Here is a 20,175-nt window from a genome sequence, read left to right on the forward strand (position 1 = left end):
CGCTTCGGCGAGGCGAAGGCCCGGATGACGAGCTCTTGTTCAAGAATCAAAAAGGCGCGCGCTCAAGCGGCGTCGCGCCGTGACCGCTTGACGGGAGCGTCGAACAGAATCCGCTCGATCGGCTGCGGGCGGCCGAACAGATAGCCTTGTGCAAAATTGACACCGAGCGCCTTCAGCCGCTCGAACTCCTCGCGGGTCTCGACGCCTTCGGCGGTGACCGACATGTCCAGCCCGCGCGCCAGCGTCACGATCGAGGAGATGATGGCGGAGCTGCGCGACTGATGCGTGAGGTTGCGGATGAACGACTTGTCGATCTTGATCTTGTCGAAAGGGAACGCGGTCAGATAGCTGAGCGACGAATAGCCGGTGCCGAAATCGTCGAGCGCGAGCTCGACGCCGAGCTGCTTCAGCCGCTGCATGAAGGCGTGGTTCTCGCCGCCGCGCTCCAGCAGCACGGATTCCGTGATCTCGATCTCCAGCCGCTGGGGCGGCAGGCCGGAATCGGCGAGCGCCGCGCAGATCATCTCGAACAGATCGGCCTCCTTGAACTGGATCGGCGACAGGTTGACGGCGACCGTCAGGTCGGAGGGCCAGCCGGCCGCATCCGCGCAGGCACGCCGCAACACGAATTCGCCGAGCGGCACGATCAGCCCGGTCTCCTCCGCAAGCAGGATGAACTGGTCCGGCGGGATCAGGCCGCGCGTCGGATGTCGCCAGCGCACCAAGGCCTCGAAGCCGCGCCGCGCGCCGCTGAGGGCGTCGACAAACGGCTGGTAATGGACCTCCAGCTGGCACCGCGCGATAGCGTCGCGCAGATCCCCCTCCAGCGTGTTGCGGGCCTCCAGCTCGGCCGACATCGCCTCGTCGTAGATGGTGAAGCAGTTGCGGCCCGCCGATTTCGAGCGATAGAGCGCAAGGTCCGCCTTCTTCAGAAGCTGCTCCTGATCGCTGCCGTGATCCGGCGCGATGGCGATGCCGATGCTGGTGCCGATCTCGACACGATGGCCGGGCAGGAGGAACGGTTCGGTCAACAGCTTGGCGATCCGCGCCGCCAGCTCGGTCGAGCAGGCGCGCTGATCCGCGCCGGCCTCCTGGATGATGGCGAACTCGTCGCCCCCGAGCCGCGCCAGCACGTCGTTGGCGCGCACGGCGGATTTCAGCCGCTGCGCCACCTGGCGCAGCAGCGCATCGCCGGCGCCGTGACCGAGGGAATCGTTGACGTTCTTGAAGCGGTCGAGATCGAGCATCAGGATCGAGAACGGCAGCCCACGCACGCCCAGCTGGCTGTTCATCTCGTCGAGCCGGGTGAGAAAGAAGGCGCGGTTCGGTAGTCCGGTCAGGATGTCGGTTTGGGCGAGTTCGAGAACACGCCGGTTGGCCACTGACAGCCGCCGCGAATTGCGGCTCGCGAGCATGAGATAGGTTGCCAGCGACAGCGTCAGCAGCAGGCCGACGATCAGCACCGCGCCGGCGCGATCATACGTCGTCTCCAGCGGACCACCGGCGGTGGGAACAGCCCGCACCTGCCAATCGGTATCGCCGATCTTGAGACTGCCCGACCAGTGCAGCGCCCGCGCGACGTCCCGCATCGACTGCGGCGCCGTGGCCGCGGACGAATAATCCGGCAGCATCTGCTCCAGGCTGACGATCTGCGCCGTGAAGGGCGGATAGACGTTCATGCTGACCGCAGGGCTTGCTCCGGTGGTCACGCGAATGGCCTGGATCAGCAGCGGGAGGTCGAAGATGCCGACCACGAAGCCCGCGAGATTGCGGCGCCGATCCGCCACCGTCTCGCGCGACGTTCCCTTGGCGTAGACCGGAATGGCAACGAGGACATCGGGCAGCCGGCTGCCCTCCCTCGGCTCGAACAGCCGCGTGCGAATGGCTGCGACCTTGTCGTTGTCGCGCGCGCGCTCCAGCGCCGCGTGACGCTCCGGAACGGTGGCGTAATCCATGCCATAGACCGACGATGTCTTCGGCTGGGTCGAGTAGAACACTGGAAAATACTCGTCGCTCTGCGGTGCAGTCGTAAAGCTCTCACCCTGAAGCGACTTGATGTGATAGCCGGACACGCCATCCGCGATCGCCGCGGCCTCGTAATCGGAGCGCTCCTTGCGATTGACGCGCGGCAGCCAGGCAATCCGCAGCATACCCGGGTGGCGCTCGAACAGGCGGGCGCTGAAGGTCTCGAACTCGCTGCGGGTGACTTCGTCGTTGGTCGATTCGAACAGCGTACGCAGCGCGACGAGCCGAGAGATGTATTCGCCCATGCCGTTCTGCATGACGATCGCTTCGGTTTCGGCCGCGTTCTCGAACTCGATCCTGTTGACGCGATCTTCCCACCGCGCCACCGCGGCCGCGCCCACGACCGAGAACAGAAGACCGACCCCGACCGCGACGAGCGCAGGACGATAGAGCCCGAGCAGCGGCGCGGCGCGCCACCATCCGGTCATACGCCTCCGATCCCGGTCATTCTGATCGCGATCGCCCATCTTGATCCGCAAGTCCCCCATTACGCGGTGACTCAAACTTGTGGTTGAGTGACCGGTGCGACTATCGGACCAGGATCGCGGTTAAGAACTGCACAATTTCGGAACCCGACGGCTCCGCATTGCGCGGCTTAGTTAACGATTGCCCTGCAAGTTACCGCAGTCTGGCGATAAGTTGCCGGTTTTCCCCGAAGTCTTACGGATCATCCGCGCGGCATGGAGTTAGCACCCTGTTCAACCTCGCAGACTTATCGTTCTTCCCGACACATCCAGCACCCGGCAACCATTCCCATGACACGATCGCGGTCGGCGACATATCTTGCCTTGTCCATGGCATTGCTGGCCGTAGCGATGCTTCCGGCGAAAGCCGACGAGGCCGGCGTCAGTGAGGACGCGATCCTGTTCGGCCAGGCCGCCGCGCTGGAAGGCCCCTCCTCTGCGCTCGGACAGCGCATGCGGCAGGGCATCGTCGCCGCATTCACCGAGATCAACGCCAAGGGCGGCGTTCACGGCCGCAAGCTCCAGCTCATCAGCCGCGATGACGGCTACGACCCCGATCGTTCGGTGGCGCAGACGCTGCGCCTGATGGAGGACGACAAGGTGTTCGCGTTGATCGGCGCAGTGGGCACGCCGACCGCGATCGCGACCATTCCCATCACCAGCGCCAGGAACGTTCCCTTCATCGGCCCGTTCAGCGGCGCCGAGTTCCTGCGCGACCTCGAGCTGCCGAACGTCGTCAACATCCGCGCGAGCTATGGTGCGGAAGCCGAAGCGTGGATCAAGCACCTCACCGAGGATCGCCGCTTCACCCGTATCGGCATCTTCTACCAGGACGATTCCTTCGGCCGCGACGGCCTGGTCGGCGTGAAGCGCGCGCTCGCCAAGCGTGGCCTCGAGCTTGCCGCCGAAGGCACGTTCGAGCGCAACACCCGCGCGGTCAAGGCCGCCTTGCGAGTGATCAAGCGCGCCGAACCCGAAGCCGTGGTGATGGTCGGGACCTATGGGCCTAGCGCGGAGTTCATCAAGCTCGCGCACCGCAGCGGCTTCAATCCGACCTTCGTCAACATCTCCTTCGTCGGCGCCAATGCGCTTGCCATGGAGCTCGGCGCCGAGGGCGAAGGCGTCATCGTCTCGCAGGTCGTGCCGTTTCCATGGGACCGCTCGCTCAAGCTCGTCGCCGACTACCAGGCGGCGCAGAAGGCGTTCGATCCGACGCTGGCTCCCGACTTCGTGTCGCTGGAAGGCTATCTCTCCGGACGCCTCGCGGCCGCCGCGCTGGAGAAGGCCGGGCCGAAACCGCCCCGCGCGAGCCTGCTCCGCGCCATCAATGATGTCGGCCGCTTCGACATCAGCGGCAGCACCATCACCGTCGGCATGCGCACGCTCGACACGCCGCCGGAGGTATTCTTGACGGTGATCCAGAAGGACGGGACGTTCAAGGCGGTGGGCCGGCTGTAGGGCTGTTCAGGGCCGCCGTGTCCAGCGATCGGCGTTGACCGCGCCCGGCGGCACCTCGCCTTTGACGATCGCTTCGACCTGCCGCACGGTTTCCAGCGACTGATATTCGATCGCCTGCGGCGTCAGCCCGCCGACATGCGGGGTGGCGATGACGTTCGGCAGCTTCGCCAGTTCGGGCGTCGGCATCTGGTCGGGCGCGCGGCCGACGTCCATCGCGGCACCGGCGATGCGATGCTCCAGCAGCGCACGCGCGAGCGCCGGCTCGTCGACGAGATTGCCGCGCGACAGATTGACGAAGAACGCGTGTTTCTGCATGCGCGCCAGCGCGGCCTCGCCGATCAGGTTCTCGGTCTGCTCGTTGGCGATGGCGAGGCAAACGACATAGTCCGAAGCAGCGAGCAGCTCGTCGAGACCGACCTGCCGGATCGCCCCATCGCGGACGGTTGCATAGGGATCGGAGACCAGCACCTCCATGCGTAAGACTTTTGCGACCTCGGCGAGATAGCGCCCGATACTGCCATAGCCGATGATGCCGATCCTGCTGCCGGCGAGCTGGCGGCCCATCCGCGCCTCCGCCTTGCGGCCGGCCTGGTAGTCGGCCGTCGTCCGCGACACGCCGCGGGAGAGGTCGATCATGAAGCCGAGCGCGAGCTCGGCGACCGCCTGAACGAAGCCGGGGCCGGCGCGGGTCACGAGCACGCCGGCCTCCGAGGCCGCGTCCACATTGACGTTGCGGATATCGACGGCGCAGCGGACGAAGGCCCGCAGACGCGGCAATTGCGCAAAGATCTCGCCGCGCCCTTCGGTCATGCGATCAGCGACGATGATGTCGGCTTGTTGCGCAGCGCGCACGAGGCCGGCGGCATCGAGCGGATCGTCCCCCTCATGCAGGATCACTTCCGCGGTCGCGCGCAGGCCGGTCAGGCTGCGGTCGCCGTAATAGTTGCGCCGCATCTCCGGCGTGTGCGCGAGTAGGACCTTCACGACGAACTCCTTCAATAACCGAACGCGCGCGGCAGCGCCGTGCTCAGCCAGGGCACGAAGGCGATGACGAGCAGGCAGGCGAACAGGAGGCCGAGATAGCCCAGGATCGGTTTCACCGTCTGCTCGATCGGCACGTTGCCGATCAGGCAGGCGCCGTAGAGCCCGAGCCCGAGCGGCGGCGCGAACAGGCCGATGCCCATCGCGATGACGAGGACGACGCCGAAATGCAGGGGATCGACGCCGAGCTGCACCGCGACCGGCAGCAGCAGCGGCCCGAAGATGATCAGCGCGGCCGCGCCCTCCAGCACCGAGCCCATCACGATCAGCACGGCGATGGCGAGCAGGATGAAGAGCCAGACGCCGGAGGTCTTGGAGAGCCCCAGCATGAAATCGCCGACCGCGTGCGGCACCTGCTGCAGGGTCAGCGTGAACGCCAGCGATTGCGCGGCGGCGACGATGAACAGCACGAGGCCCGCGCGCGTCGCCGCCTGCACGAAACTGTGCGCGGCCGATTTGAAGCCGAGCTCGCGGAACACCACGCTGCCGACGACGAGCGCATAGGCCACCGCGAAGGCCGAGATCTCGGTCGCGGTGGCAAAGCCGCTCTTGAAGCCGAAGAAGATCATGAAGATCAGGCCGAACGAGGCGATCGCGCCGCTCCACAGGCCCGACACCGGCATCTGCGGCTCGACCTCCTCGACCCGCGCCGGCCGCTTGCCGAAGATGATGGACACCGCGATCAGCACCAGCGCCATCAGCGCCGACGGCAGCAGGCCGGCGACGAACAGGCCACCGATCGACAGATTGGCGACAAAGCCCAGAATGATCAGGTTGATGCAGGGCGGGATGGTCTCCGCCATCCCCGCCGATGCCGCAAGCAGCGCCACCGCGCCGCCCGGATTTTGCCTGGAACGGCGCGCGGCCGGGATCAGCACCGAGCCGACCGCGGCGACGTCAGCCATCTTCGAGCCCGAGATGCCTGAGAACAGCACCATGGACGCCACCATCACGACGTTCAGCCCGCCGCGCATGCGGCCCACCGCGCGCTGCAACAGCTCGATCAGCCGCACCGACATGCCGTTGGCTTCCATGAGATAGCCGACGAGGATGAAGAAGGGGATGGCCAGCAGCACGAAATTGTCGATGCCGCGTGCCATCTGCTGGGCGAAGATGACGCCGGGCAGCGCGCCCTCGACCCAGATGAAGATCAGCGCGGCGAGTGCCAGTGCAAAGCCGATCGGCAATCCGCCGAATAGGGTTGCGAAGAAGCCGATCAGCATCAAGGTGCCCGCCGACGGCACCGAGGACGGCGACAGATAGTCCCAAGCGAGATAAAGGCCGGTCGCCGCGACGATCGCAACAAGGCCGCGGACGATGTCGGGCAGCGGCCGCGCGCAGAGATGATCGATCGCGAACACCGTCATGAACAGCGCGCCGACACCCATGGGGTAAAAGGTCAATTCCAGCGGCAGCCCCGAGCCCGTGGTCTGCCCGGCCGTGAGCGAGCCCAGCTTGATGGCGTTGTAGGCGACGTAGCCGGAGATCAGCACGATCAACAGCGCGCTGGCGGCATCGACCAGCGCGCGCAGCCGCACCGGCAAGAGGTCGCGGAAGAAGGAGACACCGACATTCTCGCCGCGCGCCAGCGCGCTCGCCGCGCCGAAGAAGGCCGAGCCGACCATCAGCCCGCGCGCGACGTCGTCGGACCATTCCACCGGCGCGTTGAAGAAGAATCGCAGCAGCACGGAGACGCAGACCACCACGAGATCGGCGGCGAGCAGAATGGCCGCGATCGCGTCGCTGAGCCGAAGCAGCAGGACGATGCTGCCGTGGCGGCCGCCCGCGACGGGCACGGCGGCGGGCATCACCATCTCGGACCTGGCCATCAGGCTTGCGTGGCGCGGACGATGTCGATGACGGCCTTGGATTCGGGCCTCGCCTTGATGAAGGTCTCGGTCTGCGGCGCAACGCGCTTCTTGAACGCCTCGCGGTCGCATTCGGCCACGGTTACGCCCTTCTCGGCCAAGGCCGAAAGCGCTTCCTTCTCGACCGCAAGACCATGGGCGCGGGTGTCGGCCGCGGCCTTCTTGGCGGCATCGAGGAAACCCTCGCGCAGCTTCGGATCCATGCGGTTGTAGGTCATGTCGCTGAAATAGATCGCGAGCGGCGAGAAATTGTGCTGCGTCAGCGCGTAGAACTTTGCGGTCTCGAAGAACTTGCTGGCGAGGATCGTCGGCGGATCGTGCTCCAGGCCGTCGAGCACGCCGGCCTGCAAGGCCGTGTAGATTTCGCCGAACGCCAGCGGCGTCGCGGCGGCACCCATCAGCCGCAGGCATTCCGTGATGACGGGATTTGGCAGCGTCCTGATCTTGAGGCCGGCGAGATCTTCCGGCGTCTTCACCGGCTTCCTCGCCAGCACGCTGCGCGAGCCGAAATTATAGGCCCAGGCGATGATGCGAATGTTGCCGCCCTTGAGCAGCGCGTCCTCGATCGGCTTGGCGGCGCCGGCGTCGAACGCCTTGGTCTGCTGCGGGAAGCTCGAGAACAGGAAGCCGAGGTCGAAGGTTCCGACCAGCGGCACCAGATTGGCCGATATCGACGAGCCCGACACCATGAGGTCGATGACGCCGAGCTTCACCGAGTTGATGACGTCGATCTCCTGACCGAGCTGGTTGTCGGGGAAGAAGGCGACCTCGACCTGCTCGCCGAGGCCGTTCGCCTTCAGGCTCTTGACCAGGTTGTCGTAGTAGACGCGTCCGTTGGCATATTTCGGATCGTTCGGCAGCGAGGAGGAACATTTCAGCTTCAACGTCGCGGCTTCGGCGCGGCCGATGATGGCGGGGGAGAGCACGAGACCGGCGGTGACCGCCGCCGATGACTTGATGAACGCGCGACGGTTCACGGGCACGATGGTCATGGTGCGGTCTCTCCCACATTTTCTTGTTCGCCGCGGTCGTTGCCGCCGCCTGTTGCACGGACTGTATGGCCAAAGCGACGGCACAGGCAAGCATGGCGCCGGCTATCGCAGAACGGCGCGAGACGCCTGCCCGCAGTCCGCACGCAGAGCAAAACGCCGAGGAATCCCGGGGATTCCTTGCAATGATCGGCTTGCGGCCCGCTCTGCGAAAGGCATCTTTTCGCGACAACACGGCATCAATCCAAATGGAGCATGGATCAATGCGCGATTCACATGGATGAGCTTGGAACGATGCCGTTCCGCTCCGGCAGATACCCTGCCCCATTTGGCCGCGGCCAAGCGTGATCCAGAGCACAGACGGCCTCATGGCGGCTCCTTAGAAAAAGTGACATCATCGCACGCATTGCGGATGGAGGTGACATCATGCGCCGTCCAGTCTTTTCCAGTTTGCTTCTGGCTTCCGGCCTTCTTGCGCTCACACAGTTGATGATCCCGACGCAAGCCGCGGCCGAAGCGCGGCTCGCGCTAGTGATCGGCCAATCCGCCTATCGCACCGTGCCCGAGCTGCCCAATGCCGCCAATGACGCCAAGGGCATGGCGGAGCTGCTGGGCAATGCCGGCTTCGCCGTCACCACGGCGGCCAATCTGGCGCAGAACGAGATGCGCGCCGCGATCTCGGATTTCGCCGGCAAGGTCAGTGCCGGCGGCGCCGACACCGTCGCGCTGGTCTTCTATGCCGGCCACGGCCTGCAGATCGACGGCGAGAACTATCTCGTTCCGGTCGATCTCGATCCCAAGCGCGAGGCCGACATTCCGCTGCAGGGCGTGCGGCTGAACGACCTGCTCAACACGCTCGGCGCGCTGCCGACGCGGGCGCGCATCTTCATGCTCGATGCCTGCCGCAACAATCCGTTCCCGGCGCTGAGCGGCGCCGGCCACGGGCTTGCGATCGTCGATACCAAGGCCGGCGCGCCCGGCTCCTTCATCTCCTATTCGACCTCGCCCGGCGCCGAAGCCGAGGACGGCAGCGGCATCGACAGCCCCTACACCACAGCCGCACTGACCATCGCCAAGCAGCCCAATCTGCCGATCGAGGAGGTGTTCAAGCGCATCCGCGTCGCCGTCGCGCAGTCGACCGACAGCCGGCAGATCCCGTGGGGAAGCTCGTCGCTGACGACCGACTTCAGGTTCTTCGGCGAGAGCAGCGGCAGCACACCCGCCCTTCCGGGCGCCAACGCGATGGCGCTCGCCAGCGGCACGCGCAGCATCGACGACTGGCGCAAGACGCTGCAGGGCAAGCCGGCCATGGTCGCCTATGAGCTCGTGATCACCGAGGACACGGTGGAGGCGTATCAGGCCTATATCGAGCTGTACGCCCAGGACACCCGCACGCCGCGCCTGCGCAGGGTGTTGGAACGACGGCGCCAGATGCTGGCCTGGGAGCGCGCCACCGCGATCAATACCCGCGCTTCGTTCGAGGCCTATCTCGCCAATTGGGACAACAGCGATCTGGCCGCGACCGCGCGCCGGCTGCTGCTGCGGGTGCAGAACCGCAACTATGGTCAGCCGGTCGCGGCCGCGGCGGCCGCCGCCGCGACGCCCGTCGCGGTCGCGATGGCGCCGACCTGCCCGTGCTCGACGCCCGCGACACCGGCAACGCCTGTCAACCCCTCGGTCCGGCCCGTGATCAAGAAGCGCGTCGACGAGACGCCGCCGAAGCGCAAACTGGTCGAGACGCCGCCCAAGCGACGGCCGTCCGACCAAGTGGTCTACGAGCGCGCGCCGCCACCGGATCGCGGCCCGCCGCCGGAGGCTGTGATGCAAGGCATCGGCGTTGGGATCGGCCTCGGCATGGGAATGGGCGGCCGCGGCGGTGGTGACAATTATCGCGGCGACTACCGCAGGTACTGAGCTGAGCCGGCCCGGCGCGAACACGGCATCCGGCTCGCGCGCGAGCCGGATCTACTGCGACAGCACCGGATAGTCCTGCTGGACGGCCTCCCGGATCCAGCCGGCCTGGATCGCACGGAACAGGATCTGCGCTGTCTTGAGATCGTTGGCCTTCATGCAGAGATCGACGATGCGGCGCACCGCATCGTCGCGCATCAGATCGTCGGACATCTTCATCGCGATCTCCATTGCGACGCGGGCCGCGCGTTCATAGCGCTCGCGGGTCGGCGCGGACTCTCCGATGTTCTCGGAGATCGCCTTCGCCGCCTGGCAGATGTTGCGAATGCGGTCGGCCGCCTCGATGTCGCCGATCGCTCCCTGGATCGGCTCATCCCAGATGTCGGCCGGCTGCCGCCTTGCGAACCACCTCATTGCCCCCACCCGTGGTCTTCGTTGGCTAAAGCGGATGAGATCTAGATGAATCGTCATCGCGCTTTAGGTTGTTGTTTGCGCATGATCTTTCCGGAAAACCGCTTCGCACTTTTCCGGATCATGCCTTAGCGCCGTTCAGGACATGCGGCGCGGGCCGATCGCCTCGAACTGCCCTTTCTGCTCGTCGTTGAGCGTGGCGTAGAAATCATCGAGCGCCGCGCGCACCAACTTGATCCCGTCCAGCATGGCATCGAGCCGCTTGCGGATTGTGGCCATCCGGGCCGGCGGTGTCATCACCTCATTGGGCTCGCACGCCGCCTTGAGCGATGCGCTGACCCTGGCGCTGGTATCCTGGAGCACCTGCAGCGCCGCGCGCTGCGTGTCGTTGGGTCGAAGTCTGTCCTCGATCGTGGCGCCGGGCCAATCGAACGCGGCGGGCACAGTGCAAGTCTGCACTGATGAGCCGCCCGCATTGCTCGATGCGGTTGCGCGCCGCTGCTCGTCGGCGAGCGCATTGAAGCGCGCTTTCTGTTCGTCGTTGAGCGATCCATAGAACTTTTCCAGCGCGGGCTGAACCAGATCGACCGCCTTCTCCATCGCCTCGATCCGTTGCTGCATGGCTGCGAGCCGGCCGGGTGCCGTCGCCGCCGCCTGCGTCGGGCAGGACGCGCGGATCAGCCCCGCAGCGTCAATCGAAGCATTGCCGAGCGCATCGAGCTCGGCACCTTGCGCGTCGGTCGGCTCCACCGTGGCTGCAATCTGGTCGATCGGCAGGCCGACGATGTCGCGGCGCTCGCTGCCGCACAGCTGATCGAGCGGCGCGCCACGCGCCCGCCGTCGTCCCTGCGGCTGCTGCGGCAGATAGGCCGACAGGCGATCATAGCCATAGGGCCCGAAAATGCCGGCATAGACGTCCGGATAGCCGTAGCCCCAGAAGCCGAGCCCGTCGCCCCAGATCGCGTAGTCGTAGAGATCGTTATAGGCGAACGGCCAGAACAGCGGCCCGACCCAGCCATAGCCGCCCCCCGCATGCTGCCACCATCCGCTGCTCGCGCCGCCCCAGCCGGCCAGTGCGGCTGCGGCCGCGATCTGCGCGCGCGCCGCCGGATTGCTGATCAGCCGACCATTGCGGAATGCGCTGGAGTTCAGGGCGTTGCGGAAGCTCGCGGGGCGGATCGCCGCGTTACGGATCTGACCGAAGTTAGGCCCGCCGCGCCGGGCACCGCTGGTGAACCGCACGCCGCGATGATACCCGCCGCCATGCGCATGGCCGTGACCACGGAAATGCCCTCCGCCGTGATGGCCACCACCGTGCCCGCCACCATGCCCTCCGCCGTGTCCGCCACCATGGCCCCCTTTGGCCAGAGCCGCGCCTGCCAGCACGCAGGCCAGTGCCATCGCGGCAATTCCAATGACCGGTCGCACCATCGCACCCTCCCGCCGAACCGCGCCATTGAGGCACCGGAACTTGGCGGGAATGGGAACCAACAGGATTGCCGAAAGTTCCCGACCCGGACGGCCTCCGGCCCGACACTGGGTCGGACCGGCCGGCCTATGCTTCCGGCACGATCTTGCCGGGGTTGAAGATGTTGAGCGGATCCAGCGCCTTCTTCAGCGCCCGCATCGCATCGAGCGCTTCGGAGCCAAGCTCCGCCTTCAGATATTTCTGCTTGCCCTGGCCGATGCCGTGCTCGCCGGTACAAGTGCCGTCCATCGCCTGCGCGCGCTCGACCAGCCGATGCATGAACTCTTCGCCGCGTGCCATCTCGTCCGCATCGTTGGTGTCGCACACGAGCGAGCAGTGGAAATTTCCGTCGCCGACATGGCCGACGATCGGCGACAGCAGGTTGAGCCGCTTCAAATCCTCCTCGGTCTCGCTGACGCAGTCGGCAAGCCGCGAGATCGGCACGCAGACGTCGGTCGCCACCACGCCGACGCTGTCGCCGGGCCGCAGCGCCTTCACCGACCAATAGGCATCGTGCCGCGCCTGCCACAGTTTCGTGCGGTCCTCCGGCTTGGTGGTCCAGGAGAAATCGCCGCCGCCGCAATCCCTGGCGATCTCGCCAAACGCCTTGGACTGCTCGGCGACCTCGATCTCGCTGCCGTGGAATTCCATCAGCAGCAGCGGCGTTTCCGGCAGCGTCAGCTTCGAATAGGCGTTGCAGGCCTTCACCTGCGCGGCGTTGAGCAGCTCGATGCGCGCCACGGGAATGCCGGTCTGGATCGCCAGGATGACGGCCTGACAGGCGCCGTGCACGGTCTCGAACGACACCGCGCCGGCCGCGATCGTCTCAGGGATACCCCGCAGACGGATGGTCAGCTCCGAGATGATGCCGAGCGTGCCTTCGGCGCCGACGAACAGATGGGTCAGGTCGTAGCCCGCGGATGACTTCTTGGCGCGCGTGCCTGTCGTGATGATCTCGCCGTCGCCGCGCACCACCTTCAGCGCCAGCACGCTCTCGCGCATGGTGCCGTAGCGCACTGCATTGGTGCCGGAGGCGCGGGTCGAGGCCATGCCGCCGAGCGAGGCGTCGGCGCCGGGATCGATCGGGAAGAACAGGCCCTGGTCGCGCAGGTGCTCGTTCAGCGCCTTGCGGGTCACGCCGGGCTGGATCACGCAGTCGAGATCCTCGGCATGCACCGCGAGGACCTTGTTCATGTCGCGCAGGTCGATCGAGATGCCGCCGGCGGGGGCGTTGACCTGGCCCTCGAGCGAGGTGCCGGTCCCGAACGGAATGACGGGAACGCGGTTCTTGGCGCAGATCCGCACCACGTCCTGGATGTCCGCTGTTTCCTGTGCCATCACCACGCCATCAGGCGGCTGATTGGGAATCCAGGTGGTGGTATGGCCGTGCTGCTCGCGCACGGCCTGCGAGGTGATGAGGCGGTTGCCGAAGCGTGCGGCGAGCTGCTCCAGCGCGCTCGCGAGGGCTTTCGGCTCCGGCCGCGGCGGATTATTGGTGATGGTCGTACCCACGGAATTCCTCCCGACAGAAGAACCGTGGCAAAGGACATAAAGCCGGTCAAGTCAAGCGACCGGACGCATAGCTAGGGAATGAAGCATGCCGGAGACTGCCGCCCCCGCCCCTACCCCCGAGCCGTTCCGCGCTTCGGTCATGCAGATCGAGCCGCAATGGATCGACTATAACGGCCATCTCAACATGGCCTATTACAACGTGATGTTCGACCGCGCGATCGACCAGCTCTGGCTCGAGCTCGGGATGGGGCCGACGTACATGACGGAGCGAGGCAACTCGAGCTTCACCGCCGAATGCCATGTGCGGTATTTGCGCGAAATCCATCTCGGCGATCCCGTGCAGATCTTCGTCTGGCTGCTGGAGGCCGACGACAAGCGGCTGCACACGTTCGAGGAGATGCGGCACGCGTCAGAAGGCTGGCTGTCGGCCACGTCCGAGAACATGTCGCTGCACATGGACATGACGGCCCGGCGCGTCGCGCCGTTTCCGCCCGACATAAGCCAGCGCATCGCGGCCGTCGCAAAGGCCCACAGCGCGGTGCCGCGCCCCGAGGGCATCGGCCGGAACGTGGCGATGCCCTCGAAGCGGTAATCAGACGATCGTTCACGGCATCTTGCAGCGACCTGAGCGCGCGCCTCATCCTTCGAGACGACCGCTTCGCGGTCCCTCAGGATGAGGCCAAGCAGCATCTGTCGAAGCTGCCGCCCCACACTCTGCCCTCATCCTGAGGGCCCGCCGAAGGCGGGCGTCTCGAAGGATGAGCCGCAGGGAAGCACCTAAACCCTGTTGCGGCCGCGCGCCAAACCGACCACGGCCGAGACCAGGAACAGGACGACCGCGATGAAGAAGATGATCTTGGCGATCTCGATCGAAGCGCCGGCAACGCCGCCGAAGCCCAGGATGCCGGCGATCAGAGCGATAACCAGAAACGTCACAACCCAGCCTAGCATGGTCAAATCCTCGTCTTGATGTTGTCTGCGTCGACGCGGCTGACCGCGCCACTTGCCCTGACAATCTCGAGGCGGGAACGATGGTTCCGGCACGCCTGACGGCGAAATTCGCGCCTGTCGCTGGAACAAATTGGCCCGCCGCGCACGTGGAAAACCTCTCTTAGCCGCCCCATATAGGCACCGATCCCTGTTAGAAGGCTCCCTTCCGCCTCCCCGCGGTGCCATCGTGGGGCCAATGATTCGCATGACCGAGCCGAGCAAGATCACAAGCGTACCCGACCACCAGCCTGCAGCCGGCGGCATCGCCGCGCGTGCGCGCGCCTCGGTGGGCCCGAAATACCTCTCCGGGCTCAATCCGGAGCAGCGCGAGGCGGTGGAGACGCTGGACGGCCCGGTCCTGGTGCTGGCCGGCGCCGGCACCGGCAAGACCCGGGTGCTGACGACGCGCATCGCCCATATCCTGAGCCAGGGCCGCGCCCGTCCCGCCGAGATCCTGTCGGTGACCTTCACCAACAAGGCCGCGCGCGAGATGAAGCACCGGCTCGGCCAGATGCTGGGCCACGCCGTCGAGGGCATGCCATGGCTCGGCACCTTCCACTCCATCGGCGGCCGCATCCTGCGCTTCCATGCCGAGCTCGCGCAGCTCAAATCGAATTTCACCGTGCTCGACGTCGACGACCAGGTCCGGCTGCTCAAGCAGCTGCTGCAGGCCGAGAACATCGATGACAAGCGCTGGCCGGCGCGCATGCTGGCCGGCCTGATCGACGGCTGGAAGAACCGCGGCCTGATGCCCTCGCAGGTGCCCTCGGGCGAAGCCGCCACCTTCGCCAACGGCAAGGGCGGCAAGCTCTATGCGAGCTATCAGGAGCGGCTGAAGATCTTGAACGCCGCCGATTTCGGCGATCTCCTGCTGGAGAACATCCGCATCTTCCGCGAGCACCCGGATATCCTCCGGCAGTACCAGCAGCGCTTCAAGTTCATCCTGGTCGACGAATATCAGGACACGAACGTCGCGCAGTATCTGTGGCTGCGGTTGCTGTCGCAGGCGCCGTCAGCGGCGAAGCCAACCACTCCCGCCGTCATTCCGGGGCAGGCCGAAGGCCTGAACCCGGAATCCGGAGATGAGTCCTCAGCTCGAGATTCCGGGTTCGATGCTGCGCATCGCCCCGGAATGACGGAGCGCGCGGCTTTGACGGCTGCGTCCAACGCCCCTACCAAGAACATCTGCTGCGTCGGCGACGACGACCAGTCGATCTATGGCTGGCGCGGCGCCGAGGTCGACAACATCCTGCGCTTCGAGCACGATTTCCCGGGCGCCAAGGTCATTCGCCTGGAGCGCAACTATCGCTCGACCGGCCACATCCTCGCCGCCGCATCGCATCTGATCGCACACAATGAAGGCCGGCTCGGCAAGACGCTGCGCACCGAGGACGAGGACGGCGAGAAGGTCACGGTCACGGGCTCCTGGGATTCGGAGGAAGAAGCACGCGGCATCGGCGAGGAGATCGAGCAGCTGCAGCGCGGGGGCGAGAAGCTCAACGAGATCGCCATCCTGGTGCGCGCCTCCTACCAGATGCGCGAGTTCGAAGACCGTTTCGTCACACTTGGCCTGCCCTATCGTGTCATCGGCGGCCCGCGCTTCTACGAGCGCGCCGAAATCCGCGATGCGCTGGCGTATTTGCGCGTCATCAACTCGCCGGCCGACGATCTCGCCTTCGAGCGCATCGTCAATGTGCCCAAGCGCGGCCTCGGCGACGCCACCGTTCAGATGCTGCACGACCACGCCCGCAAGCGCCGCATTCCCTTGTTCGAAGCAGCGCGCGCGGTGGTCGAGACCGACGAGCTGAAGCCGAAGGCGCGCGGCTCGCTGCGCGACGTCGTCGCCCAGTTCGACCGCTGGCGCGCCCAGCGCGAGGTCACCGCACACACCGATCTCGCCCAGATCGTGCTCGACGAGAGCGGCTACACCGAGATGTGGCAGAAGGATCGTTCGGCGGACGCCGCGGGCCGGCTGGAGAACCTGAAAGAACTTGTGCGCTCGATGGAGGAGTTCGAGAACCTGCAAGGGTTTTTGGAGCACATCTCGCTGGTGATGGACCGCGAGGGCGGCGCCGAGGACGACGCGGTGTCGCTGATGACGCTGCATTCGGCCAAGGGTCTCGAATTCGACAACGTGTTCCTGCCCGGCTGGGAAGAAGGCCTGTTCCCGAGCCAGCGCACGCTGGACGAACAGGGCCGCGCCGGCCTGGAAGAAGAGCGCCGGCTCGGCCATGTCGGCCTGACCCGCGCCCGCCGCCGCGCCATGATCTATTTTGCCACCAACCGCCGGATTCACGGCACCTGGTCGACCACGATCCCGTCGCGCTTCCTCGACGAATTGCCGGCGGCAAACGTCGAGATCACAGAATCCAAGGGCGGCTCGGCCTGGGGCGGCACCGGCGGCTACGGCGCCTCGCGCTTCGACGACATGGAGGCGTTCGGCTCCAGCTATTCGACGCCAGGCTGGCAGCGCGCGCAAGCCAACCGCAACCGCGGCGGCGGTCGCAATGGCGGCGGCCGAAGCGGCGGCTTCGAGGAAGAGGCCGCGACGTTCTCGACCTCCGCCTCATCCGGCCCCGATTTCGGCAGCTTCGCCTCGCGCCGGCGCGGGCCGCTGACGATCGAAGGCGAGCTGGTCGCCAAATCGACCGGCACGACGTCGGAATTCTCGCTCGACGACCGCGTCTTCCACCAGAAATTCGGCTACGGCCGCGTCACCAAGATCGACGGCAACAAGCTCACCATCGCCTTCGACAAGGCCGGCGAGAAGAAGGTCGTGGACAGCTTCGTGCAGCGGGCGTGACCCCCGCCATGCCTCAGTACGTTGCCATCATCGAGGACGCCGATCCGGACGCCGTCAGCCTGTGGTTTCCCGACCTGCCCGGCTGCATTTCCGGCGGCGACGATCTCGACGAGGCCCTGGAGAATGCGCCGGAGGCGCTGGCGTTCTATGCGCAGGAGCTGACCGCGGACGGCCGCCAGCTTCCCCCGCCGCGAACGCTGGACGAGCTCAAGGCCGATCCTGATGTGGCCGACGACCTCAGAAACCACACCGTCGCCCTGATCGAATGGCCGCCCCTCGACGCCGCGGAGTGAGGACTGTTCGCCGCACTCGACGGGCGTTCGACGGTTCTCCCCCGAACAGCCCTTGACCAGCTCGAACTTCCCCGTATCAGATGCAATCATGGTCCGGGGCTCCGTCACACTGATCGTGCTTGCATTGGGGATGCCGTCGCTTGCGGCGGCGGAGACCATGAGCTTTGGCGACGCGATCGGAAAGCTGGCGGCGAGCTGCGGTGCGGAAATCGTCGCCAATTGCCGCGGCGTCAACCCGGACTCGACCCGCCTGAAGGAGTGCCTGTCGCGCAATCGCGACGTGCTGTCGCCGCAGTGCACGAGCGACTATCTCGGCGTCTTCGACGCCATCCAGAAGCGCATCGCGGCACGCGTCACGGTGGCGAATGTCTGCCAGCGCGAGATCGTCAAGGTCTGCGGCGGCTCCACGAAGGAGACCAGCAAGTCGGTCCCCTGCCTGGTCTCGACGCCCAAGGGCATCAGCAACAACTGCCTGAAGGCCGTCGACGATGCGGGGTATCGCTGATGCGCGCGAACGGGCTGTCTTCCACCGGACTATGGGTCGCGCTCGGCCTCGCCTTGCTTGCTGGCGCCGCAAGCGCGCAGACGGCGGCGCCGACGCGCGACGACATCGTCGGCAAGCTGAACCATTTCGAGGAAGCCGCCGAGGTCGATCTTCCCGCGCTGAAGCAGCAGGTGATGGAGCGCGCCAAGGCCAGGATCAAGAACGATCCCGGTCCGGTGAACCGGCCGCCGATCGCGCCTGATCTCGCCAAGCTTCCCGCCTTCAACGCGCAGATCCAGTTCGACGCCGACACGCCGATCATCCAGCCGGCGTCCTACCAGACCGTCGGCCGCATCGCGGACGCGCTGGTGCATTCCTCGTTGCTGCCCTACACGTTCCTCATCGTCGGCCACGTCGAATCCAATGCGAAGACGCGCGAGGCCAATGCAATCCTGAGCCAGCGGCGGGCCGATGCGATCCGCGACGTGCTGGTGAACACGTTCAAGATCTCGACCAAGCGGCTGCACCCGATCGGTCTCGGCGAGGAGCAGTTTCTCGACCGGGCCAAGCCGACGTCAGCCGTCAACGGCCAGTTGCAAATCCTGACCTATGCCAAGCTGCCCGAGGAGGCGCCGCATCCTTCTGCCGCGCCTGCGCCTGCGGCGAAAAAGCCCGCCAAGAAGCGCTGAGCGAGCGCGGCTTCGTGCCTGGAACCCATTGAAGTCCTGATCGTTTTGTTATCTGTCCGGAGCGCACGAATGTGGTTTTGCGCGACAAAAGCACCGGTTTGTGCACCGCCCGGTCCAGTGCTATAGCGACTGTTCGCCCTTCCCGACCCCATGCTGCATGAGACCAAAATGGGTGGCTTTTTCCAGCGCCAACTTGCCGTTTACGTCGAGTACCATCGCGACCCCCGGAACACGGCGATGCATGTGGTCGGTATTCTCCTGCTGTTCACCGGCGCCGTGCTGCCGCTGACCCTGGTCAGGCTTCCGCTGTTCGGTTTCGATGTCAGCCTGGCGGTGATCCTGGCCTTGCCGGTTCTGGTCTATTGGCTGCTGCTCGACGTGGCGCTCGGGATCGGTATTCTGGCGGTCTCGATCGCGCTGTTTTCGGTTGCGACGACCATTGCGGCGCAGGTCAGCACCGCGATGATGTGGGCGATTTTCGCCGCTCTGGTCGTGCTCGGCCTCGCCGCGCAGACCATCGGCCACAAGGTTTTTGAGGGGCGCGAAGCCTCGCTGTTCACATTTCCGTCGCACCTTTTGCTCGGACCGATGTTCGTGATGGCAAAATTGTTCATTGCATTGGGCTTCCGTCGCGACCTTGCCGCGATTCTGGCGCCTCTTCCTGCCAATTCCCTTTCAACCCGATAGCTCTAGAAGCGAAACAGCAACCTTCTGCATGGCTCTCGTCCTGGTTACCGGTGGCAGTGGCTTCATCGGACATCATCTCGTCGAAGCGCTCCGCGCCCGTGGGCAGCGGGTGCGTGTTCTCGACGTCCGCGCGCCGGCAGCGGCGAACGCCGACGTTGAACACGTCCACGGCTCGGTGCTCGATGGCGTCGCGGTCGATGCCGCGATCGCCGGGGTCGATCAGGTCTATCATCTCGCCGGCCTGCCCGGCATGTGGGTCGCCAACAAGCAGGACTTCCACGACGTCAATTGCCGGGGCACCGAGATCGTGCTCGCGGCCGCGATGAAGCGCGGCGTCTCGCGCTTTTTGCACTGCTCGACGGAATCGATCCTGTTCCCCTATTCCGACCTGAAAGGTGTCCCCGCGGAAGAAGCGCTGCAGCCGGCCGATGCAATGCCCGGCGCCTACACGCGCTCGAAGTCGCTCGCCGAGCATCATGCCGCCAAGGCGGCGGCCAGTGGCTTTCCGCTCGTGATCGGCACGCCGACCATGCCGATCGGTGCTGCCGACCACAATCTGACGCCGCCGACCGCGATGCTCTGGTACTTCCTGCAGAAGAAGGTGCAGCCGCATCTCAACTTCCTGGTCAATCTGGTCGACGTCCGCGACGTCGCCATGGGCCTCGTTCTGACCATGGAGCGCGGCCGCCTCGGCCAGCGCTACATCCTCGGCGGCGACTGCGTTCCGCTCGGCAACATCCTGCGGATGATGTCGGCCATGAGCGGCCGGCGGCAGTTTCCGATCGTCGTGCCCGGCAAGATCGCCGAGCTCTCCGCGATCATGCTCGAAGCCATCTCCGACCACATCACGCGCCGGCCGCCGAATGGCACCGCCGAAGGCGTGCGCATCGCGCTCGCCGCGAGCGATCTGTCGATCGGCAAGGCCCGTAACGAGCTCGGCTATTCGCCGCGCCCGATCGAGCCCGTGTTGCGCGAAACCATCACCCATCTGCTCGCCCGCAACGGCCAGCAGCCCTCCGGCGCCATCGAGCATCGCGCGCTCTCCTCGCGCGCCGGCTGAAGCCGCCGCCCAACGCAAAGAA

Annotated in this window: 17 protein-coding genes; 9 read left to right on the forward strand and 8 right to left on the reverse strand. The window is 66.0% G+C overall.

The window, feature by feature from the left end; translation table 11 throughout:
- Nucleotides 1-62: 62 nt before the first annotated feature.
- Nucleotides 63-2,453 (reverse strand): bifunctional diguanylate cyclase/phosphodiesterase, encoded by a 2,391-nt coding sequence (locus X268_RS24285; protein ID WP_245477634.1) that lies wholly within the window; start codon nucleotides 2,451-2,453, stop codon nucleotides 63-65.
- 327 nt (nucleotides 2,454-2,780) lie between these two features.
- On the opposite strand from X268_RS24285, the gene X268_RS24290 reads away from it, so the two are divergent.
- On the forward strand, nucleotides 2,781-3,947 hold the full coding sequence (locus tag X268_RS24290; RefSeq protein ID WP_128927266.1) for an ABC transporter substrate-binding protein: 1,167 nt from the start codon (nucleotides 2,781-2,783) through the stop codon (nucleotides 3,945-3,947).
- A gap of 6 nt (nucleotides 3,948-3,953) precedes the next feature.
- On the opposite strand, the gene X268_RS24295 is transcribed toward X268_RS24290, so the two are convergent.
- Genes X268_RS24295 through X268_RS24305 form a run of 3 tightly spaced genes read right to left on the reverse strand, consistent with a single transcriptional unit; the run spans nucleotide 3,954 to nucleotide 7,848 of the window.
- Complete coding sequence (locus X268_RS24295; RefSeq protein WP_128927267.1) at nucleotides 3,954-4,931, reverse strand: NAD(P)-dependent oxidoreductase; 978 nt, start codon at nucleotides 4,929-4,931, stop codon at nucleotides 3,954-3,956.
- Nucleotides 4,932-4,942: 11 nt separating this feature from the next.
- Nucleotides 4,943-6,817: a TRAP transporter large permease gene (locus tag X268_RS24300; RefSeq protein ID WP_430648236.1), complete on the reverse strand. Its 1,875-nt coding sequence runs from the start codon at nucleotides 6,815-6,817 to the stop codon at nucleotides 4,943-4,945.
- The gene (locus X268_RS24305; RefSeq protein WP_128927268.1) at nucleotides 6,817-7,848 is read right to left on the reverse strand and encodes a TRAP transporter substrate-binding protein; all 1,032 of its coding nucleotides are present in this window, start codon (nucleotides 7,846-7,848) and stop codon (nucleotides 6,817-6,819) included. The genes X268_RS24300 and X268_RS24305 overlap by 1 nt, the downstream gene beginning before the upstream one ends.
- Nucleotides 7,849-8,271: 423 nt before the next feature.
- Between X268_RS24305 and X268_RS24310 the strand changes: the two genes are divergently transcribed.
- Entirely contained in the window at nucleotides 8,272-9,759 is a 1,488-nt protein-coding gene (locus X268_RS24310; protein ID WP_128927269.1) for a caspase family protein, read from the forward strand.
- 51 nt (nucleotides 9,760-9,810) lie between these two features.
- Here X268_RS24310 and X268_RS24315 read toward each other — a convergent pair whose 3' ends face one another.
- From X268_RS24315 to X268_RS24325, 3 genes are all read right to left on the reverse strand, one after another.
- Nucleotides 9,811-10,170, reverse strand: coding sequence for a hypothetical protein (locus X268_RS24315; RefSeq protein ID WP_128927270.1), 360 nt, complete (start codon nucleotides 10,168-10,170; stop codon nucleotides 9,811-9,813).
- A 135-nt stretch (nucleotides 10,171-10,305) separates the two neighbouring features.
- Nucleotides 10,306-11,598 carry a Spy/CpxP family protein refolding chaperone gene (locus X268_RS24320; protein WP_128927271.1) on the reverse strand — a complete coding sequence of 431 codons (1,293 nt, stop codon included), beginning with the start codon at nucleotides 11,596-11,598 and terminating at the stop codon, nucleotides 10,306-10,308.
- A gap of 124 nt (nucleotides 11,599-11,722) precedes the next feature.
- On the reverse strand, nucleotides 11,723-13,147 hold the full coding sequence (locus tag X268_RS24325) for an FAD-binding oxidoreductase (protein ID WP_128927272.1): 1,425 nt from the start codon (nucleotides 13,145-13,147) through the stop codon (nucleotides 11,723-11,725).
- Nucleotides 13,148-13,232: 85 nt separating this feature from the next.
- Between X268_RS24325 and X268_RS24330 the strand changes: the two genes are divergently transcribed.
- Nucleotides 13,233-13,739: a thioesterase family protein gene (locus X268_RS24330; protein WP_128927273.1), complete on the forward strand. Its 507-nt coding sequence runs from the start codon at nucleotides 13,233-13,235 to the stop codon at nucleotides 13,737-13,739.
- Nucleotides 13,740-13,924: 185 nt separating this feature from the next.
- Here the strand turns inward: X268_RS24330 and X268_RS24335 are convergent, their stop codons facing one another.
- Nucleotides 13,925-14,098 (reverse strand): DUF1328 domain-containing protein, encoded by a 174-nt coding sequence (locus tag X268_RS24335; RefSeq protein WP_028138034.1) that lies wholly within the window; start codon nucleotides 14,096-14,098, stop codon nucleotides 13,925-13,927.
- A 235-nt stretch (nucleotides 14,099-14,333) separates the two neighbouring features.
- Here X268_RS24335 and X268_RS24340 point away from each other — a divergent pair, with 235 nt between their 5' ends.
- The 6 genes from X268_RS24340 to X268_RS24360 all read left to right on the forward strand — a co-directional run bounded on the left by X268_RS24340 (nucleotide 14,334) and on the right by X268_RS24360 (nucleotide 20,153).
- Nucleotides 14,334-16,940: an ATP-dependent helicase gene (locus X268_RS24340; RefSeq protein ID WP_128927274.1), complete on the forward strand. Its 2,607-nt coding sequence runs from the start codon at nucleotides 14,334-14,336 to the stop codon at nucleotides 16,938-16,940.
- An 8-nt stretch (nucleotides 16,941-16,948) separates the two neighbouring features.
- On the forward strand, nucleotides 16,949-17,233 hold the full coding sequence (locus X268_RS24345) for a type II toxin-antitoxin system HicB family antitoxin (RefSeq protein ID WP_128927275.1): 285 nt from the start codon (nucleotides 16,949-16,951) through the stop codon (nucleotides 17,231-17,233).
- An 88-nt stretch (nucleotides 17,234-17,321) separates the two neighbouring features.
- Nucleotides 17,322-17,738, forward strand: coding sequence for a hypothetical protein (locus tag X268_RS39635; RefSeq protein ID WP_164937902.1), 417 nt, complete (start codon nucleotides 17,322-17,324; stop codon nucleotides 17,736-17,738).
- Nucleotides 17,738-18,406, forward strand: coding sequence for an OmpA family protein (locus X268_RS39640; protein WP_164937903.1), 669 nt, complete (start codon nucleotides 17,738-17,740; stop codon nucleotides 18,404-18,406). The genes X268_RS39635 and X268_RS39640 overlap by 1 nt, the downstream gene beginning before the upstream one ends.
- 150 nt (nucleotides 18,407-18,556) lie before the next feature.
- A complete protein-coding gene (locus X268_RS24355; protein ID WP_128927277.1) occupies nucleotides 18,557-19,093 on the forward strand; it encodes an Mpo1 family 2-hydroxy fatty acid dioxygenase in 537 nt (178 codons plus the stop codon).
- Between the two features lie 28 nt (nucleotides 19,094-19,121).
- Nucleotides 19,122-20,153 carry an NAD-dependent epimerase/dehydratase family protein gene (locus tag X268_RS24360; RefSeq protein ID WP_128927278.1) on the forward strand — a complete coding sequence of 344 codons (1,032 nt, stop codon included), beginning with the start codon at nucleotides 19,122-19,124 and terminating at the stop codon, nucleotides 20,151-20,153.
- The last annotated feature ends 22 nt before the right edge of the window (nucleotides 20,154-20,175 follow it).

It is taken from the genome of Bradyrhizobium guangxiense (assembly GCF_004114915.1).
Lineage (GTDB): Bacteria > Pseudomonadota > Alphaproteobacteria > Rhizobiales > Xanthobacteraceae > Bradyrhizobium > Bradyrhizobium guangxiense.

Coding starts and splice junctions, on each gene's coding strand:
- X268_RS24360 (WP_128927278.1), top strand. CDS start 19,122: ATGGCTCTCGTCCTGGTTACCGGTGGCAGTGGCTTCATCGGACATCAT.
- X268_RS24345 (WP_128927275.1), top strand. CDS start 16,949: ATGCCTCAGTACGTTGCCATCATCGAGGACGCCGATCCGGACGCCGTC.
- X268_RS39640 (WP_164937903.1), top strand. CDS start 17,738: ATGCGCGCGAACGGGCTGTCTTCCACCGGACTATGGGTCGCGCTCGGC.
- X268_RS24310 (WP_128927269.1), top strand. CDS start 8,272: ATGCGCCGTCCAGTCTTTTCCAGTTTGCTTCTGGCTTCCGGCCTTCTT.
- X268_RS24315 (WP_128927270.1), bottom strand. CDS start 10,170: ATGAGGTGGTTCGCAAGGCGGCAGCCGGCCGACATCTGGGATGAGCCG.
- X268_RS24340 (WP_128927274.1), top strand. CDS start 14,334: ATGATTCGCATGACCGAGCCGAGCAAGATCACAAGCGTACCCGACCAC.
- X268_RS39635 (WP_164937902.1), top strand. CDS start 17,322: ATGGTCCGGGGCTCCGTCACACTGATCGTGCTTGCATTGGGGATGCCG.
- X268_RS24330 (WP_128927273.1), top strand. CDS start 13,233: ATGCCGGAGACTGCCGCCCCCGCCCCTACCCCCGAGCCGTTCCGCGCT.
- X268_RS24300 (WP_430648236.1), bottom strand. CDS start 6,817: ATGGCCAGGTCCGAGATGGTGATGCCCGCCGCCGTGCCCGTCGCGGGC.
- X268_RS24335 (WP_028138034.1), bottom strand. CDS start 14,098: ATGCTAGGCTGGGTTGTGACGTTTCTGGTTATCGCTCTGATCGCCGGC.
- X268_RS24290 (WP_128927266.1), top strand. CDS start 2,781: ATGACACGATCGCGGTCGGCGACATATCTTGCCTTGTCCATGGCATTG.
- X268_RS24305 (WP_128927268.1), bottom strand. CDS start 7,848: ATGACCATCGTGCCCGTGAACCGTCGCGCGTTCATCAAGTCATCGGCG.
- X268_RS24320 (WP_128927271.1), bottom strand. CDS start 11,598: ATGGTGCGACCGGTCATTGGAATTGCCGCGATGGCACTGGCCTGCGTG.
- X268_RS24285 (WP_245477634.1), bottom strand. CDS start 2,453: ATGACCGGATGGTGGCGCGCCGCGCCGCTGCTCGGGCTCTATCGTCCT.
- X268_RS24355 (WP_128927277.1), top strand. CDS start 18,557: ATGCTGCATGAGACCAAAATGGGTGGCTTTTTCCAGCGCCAACTTGCC.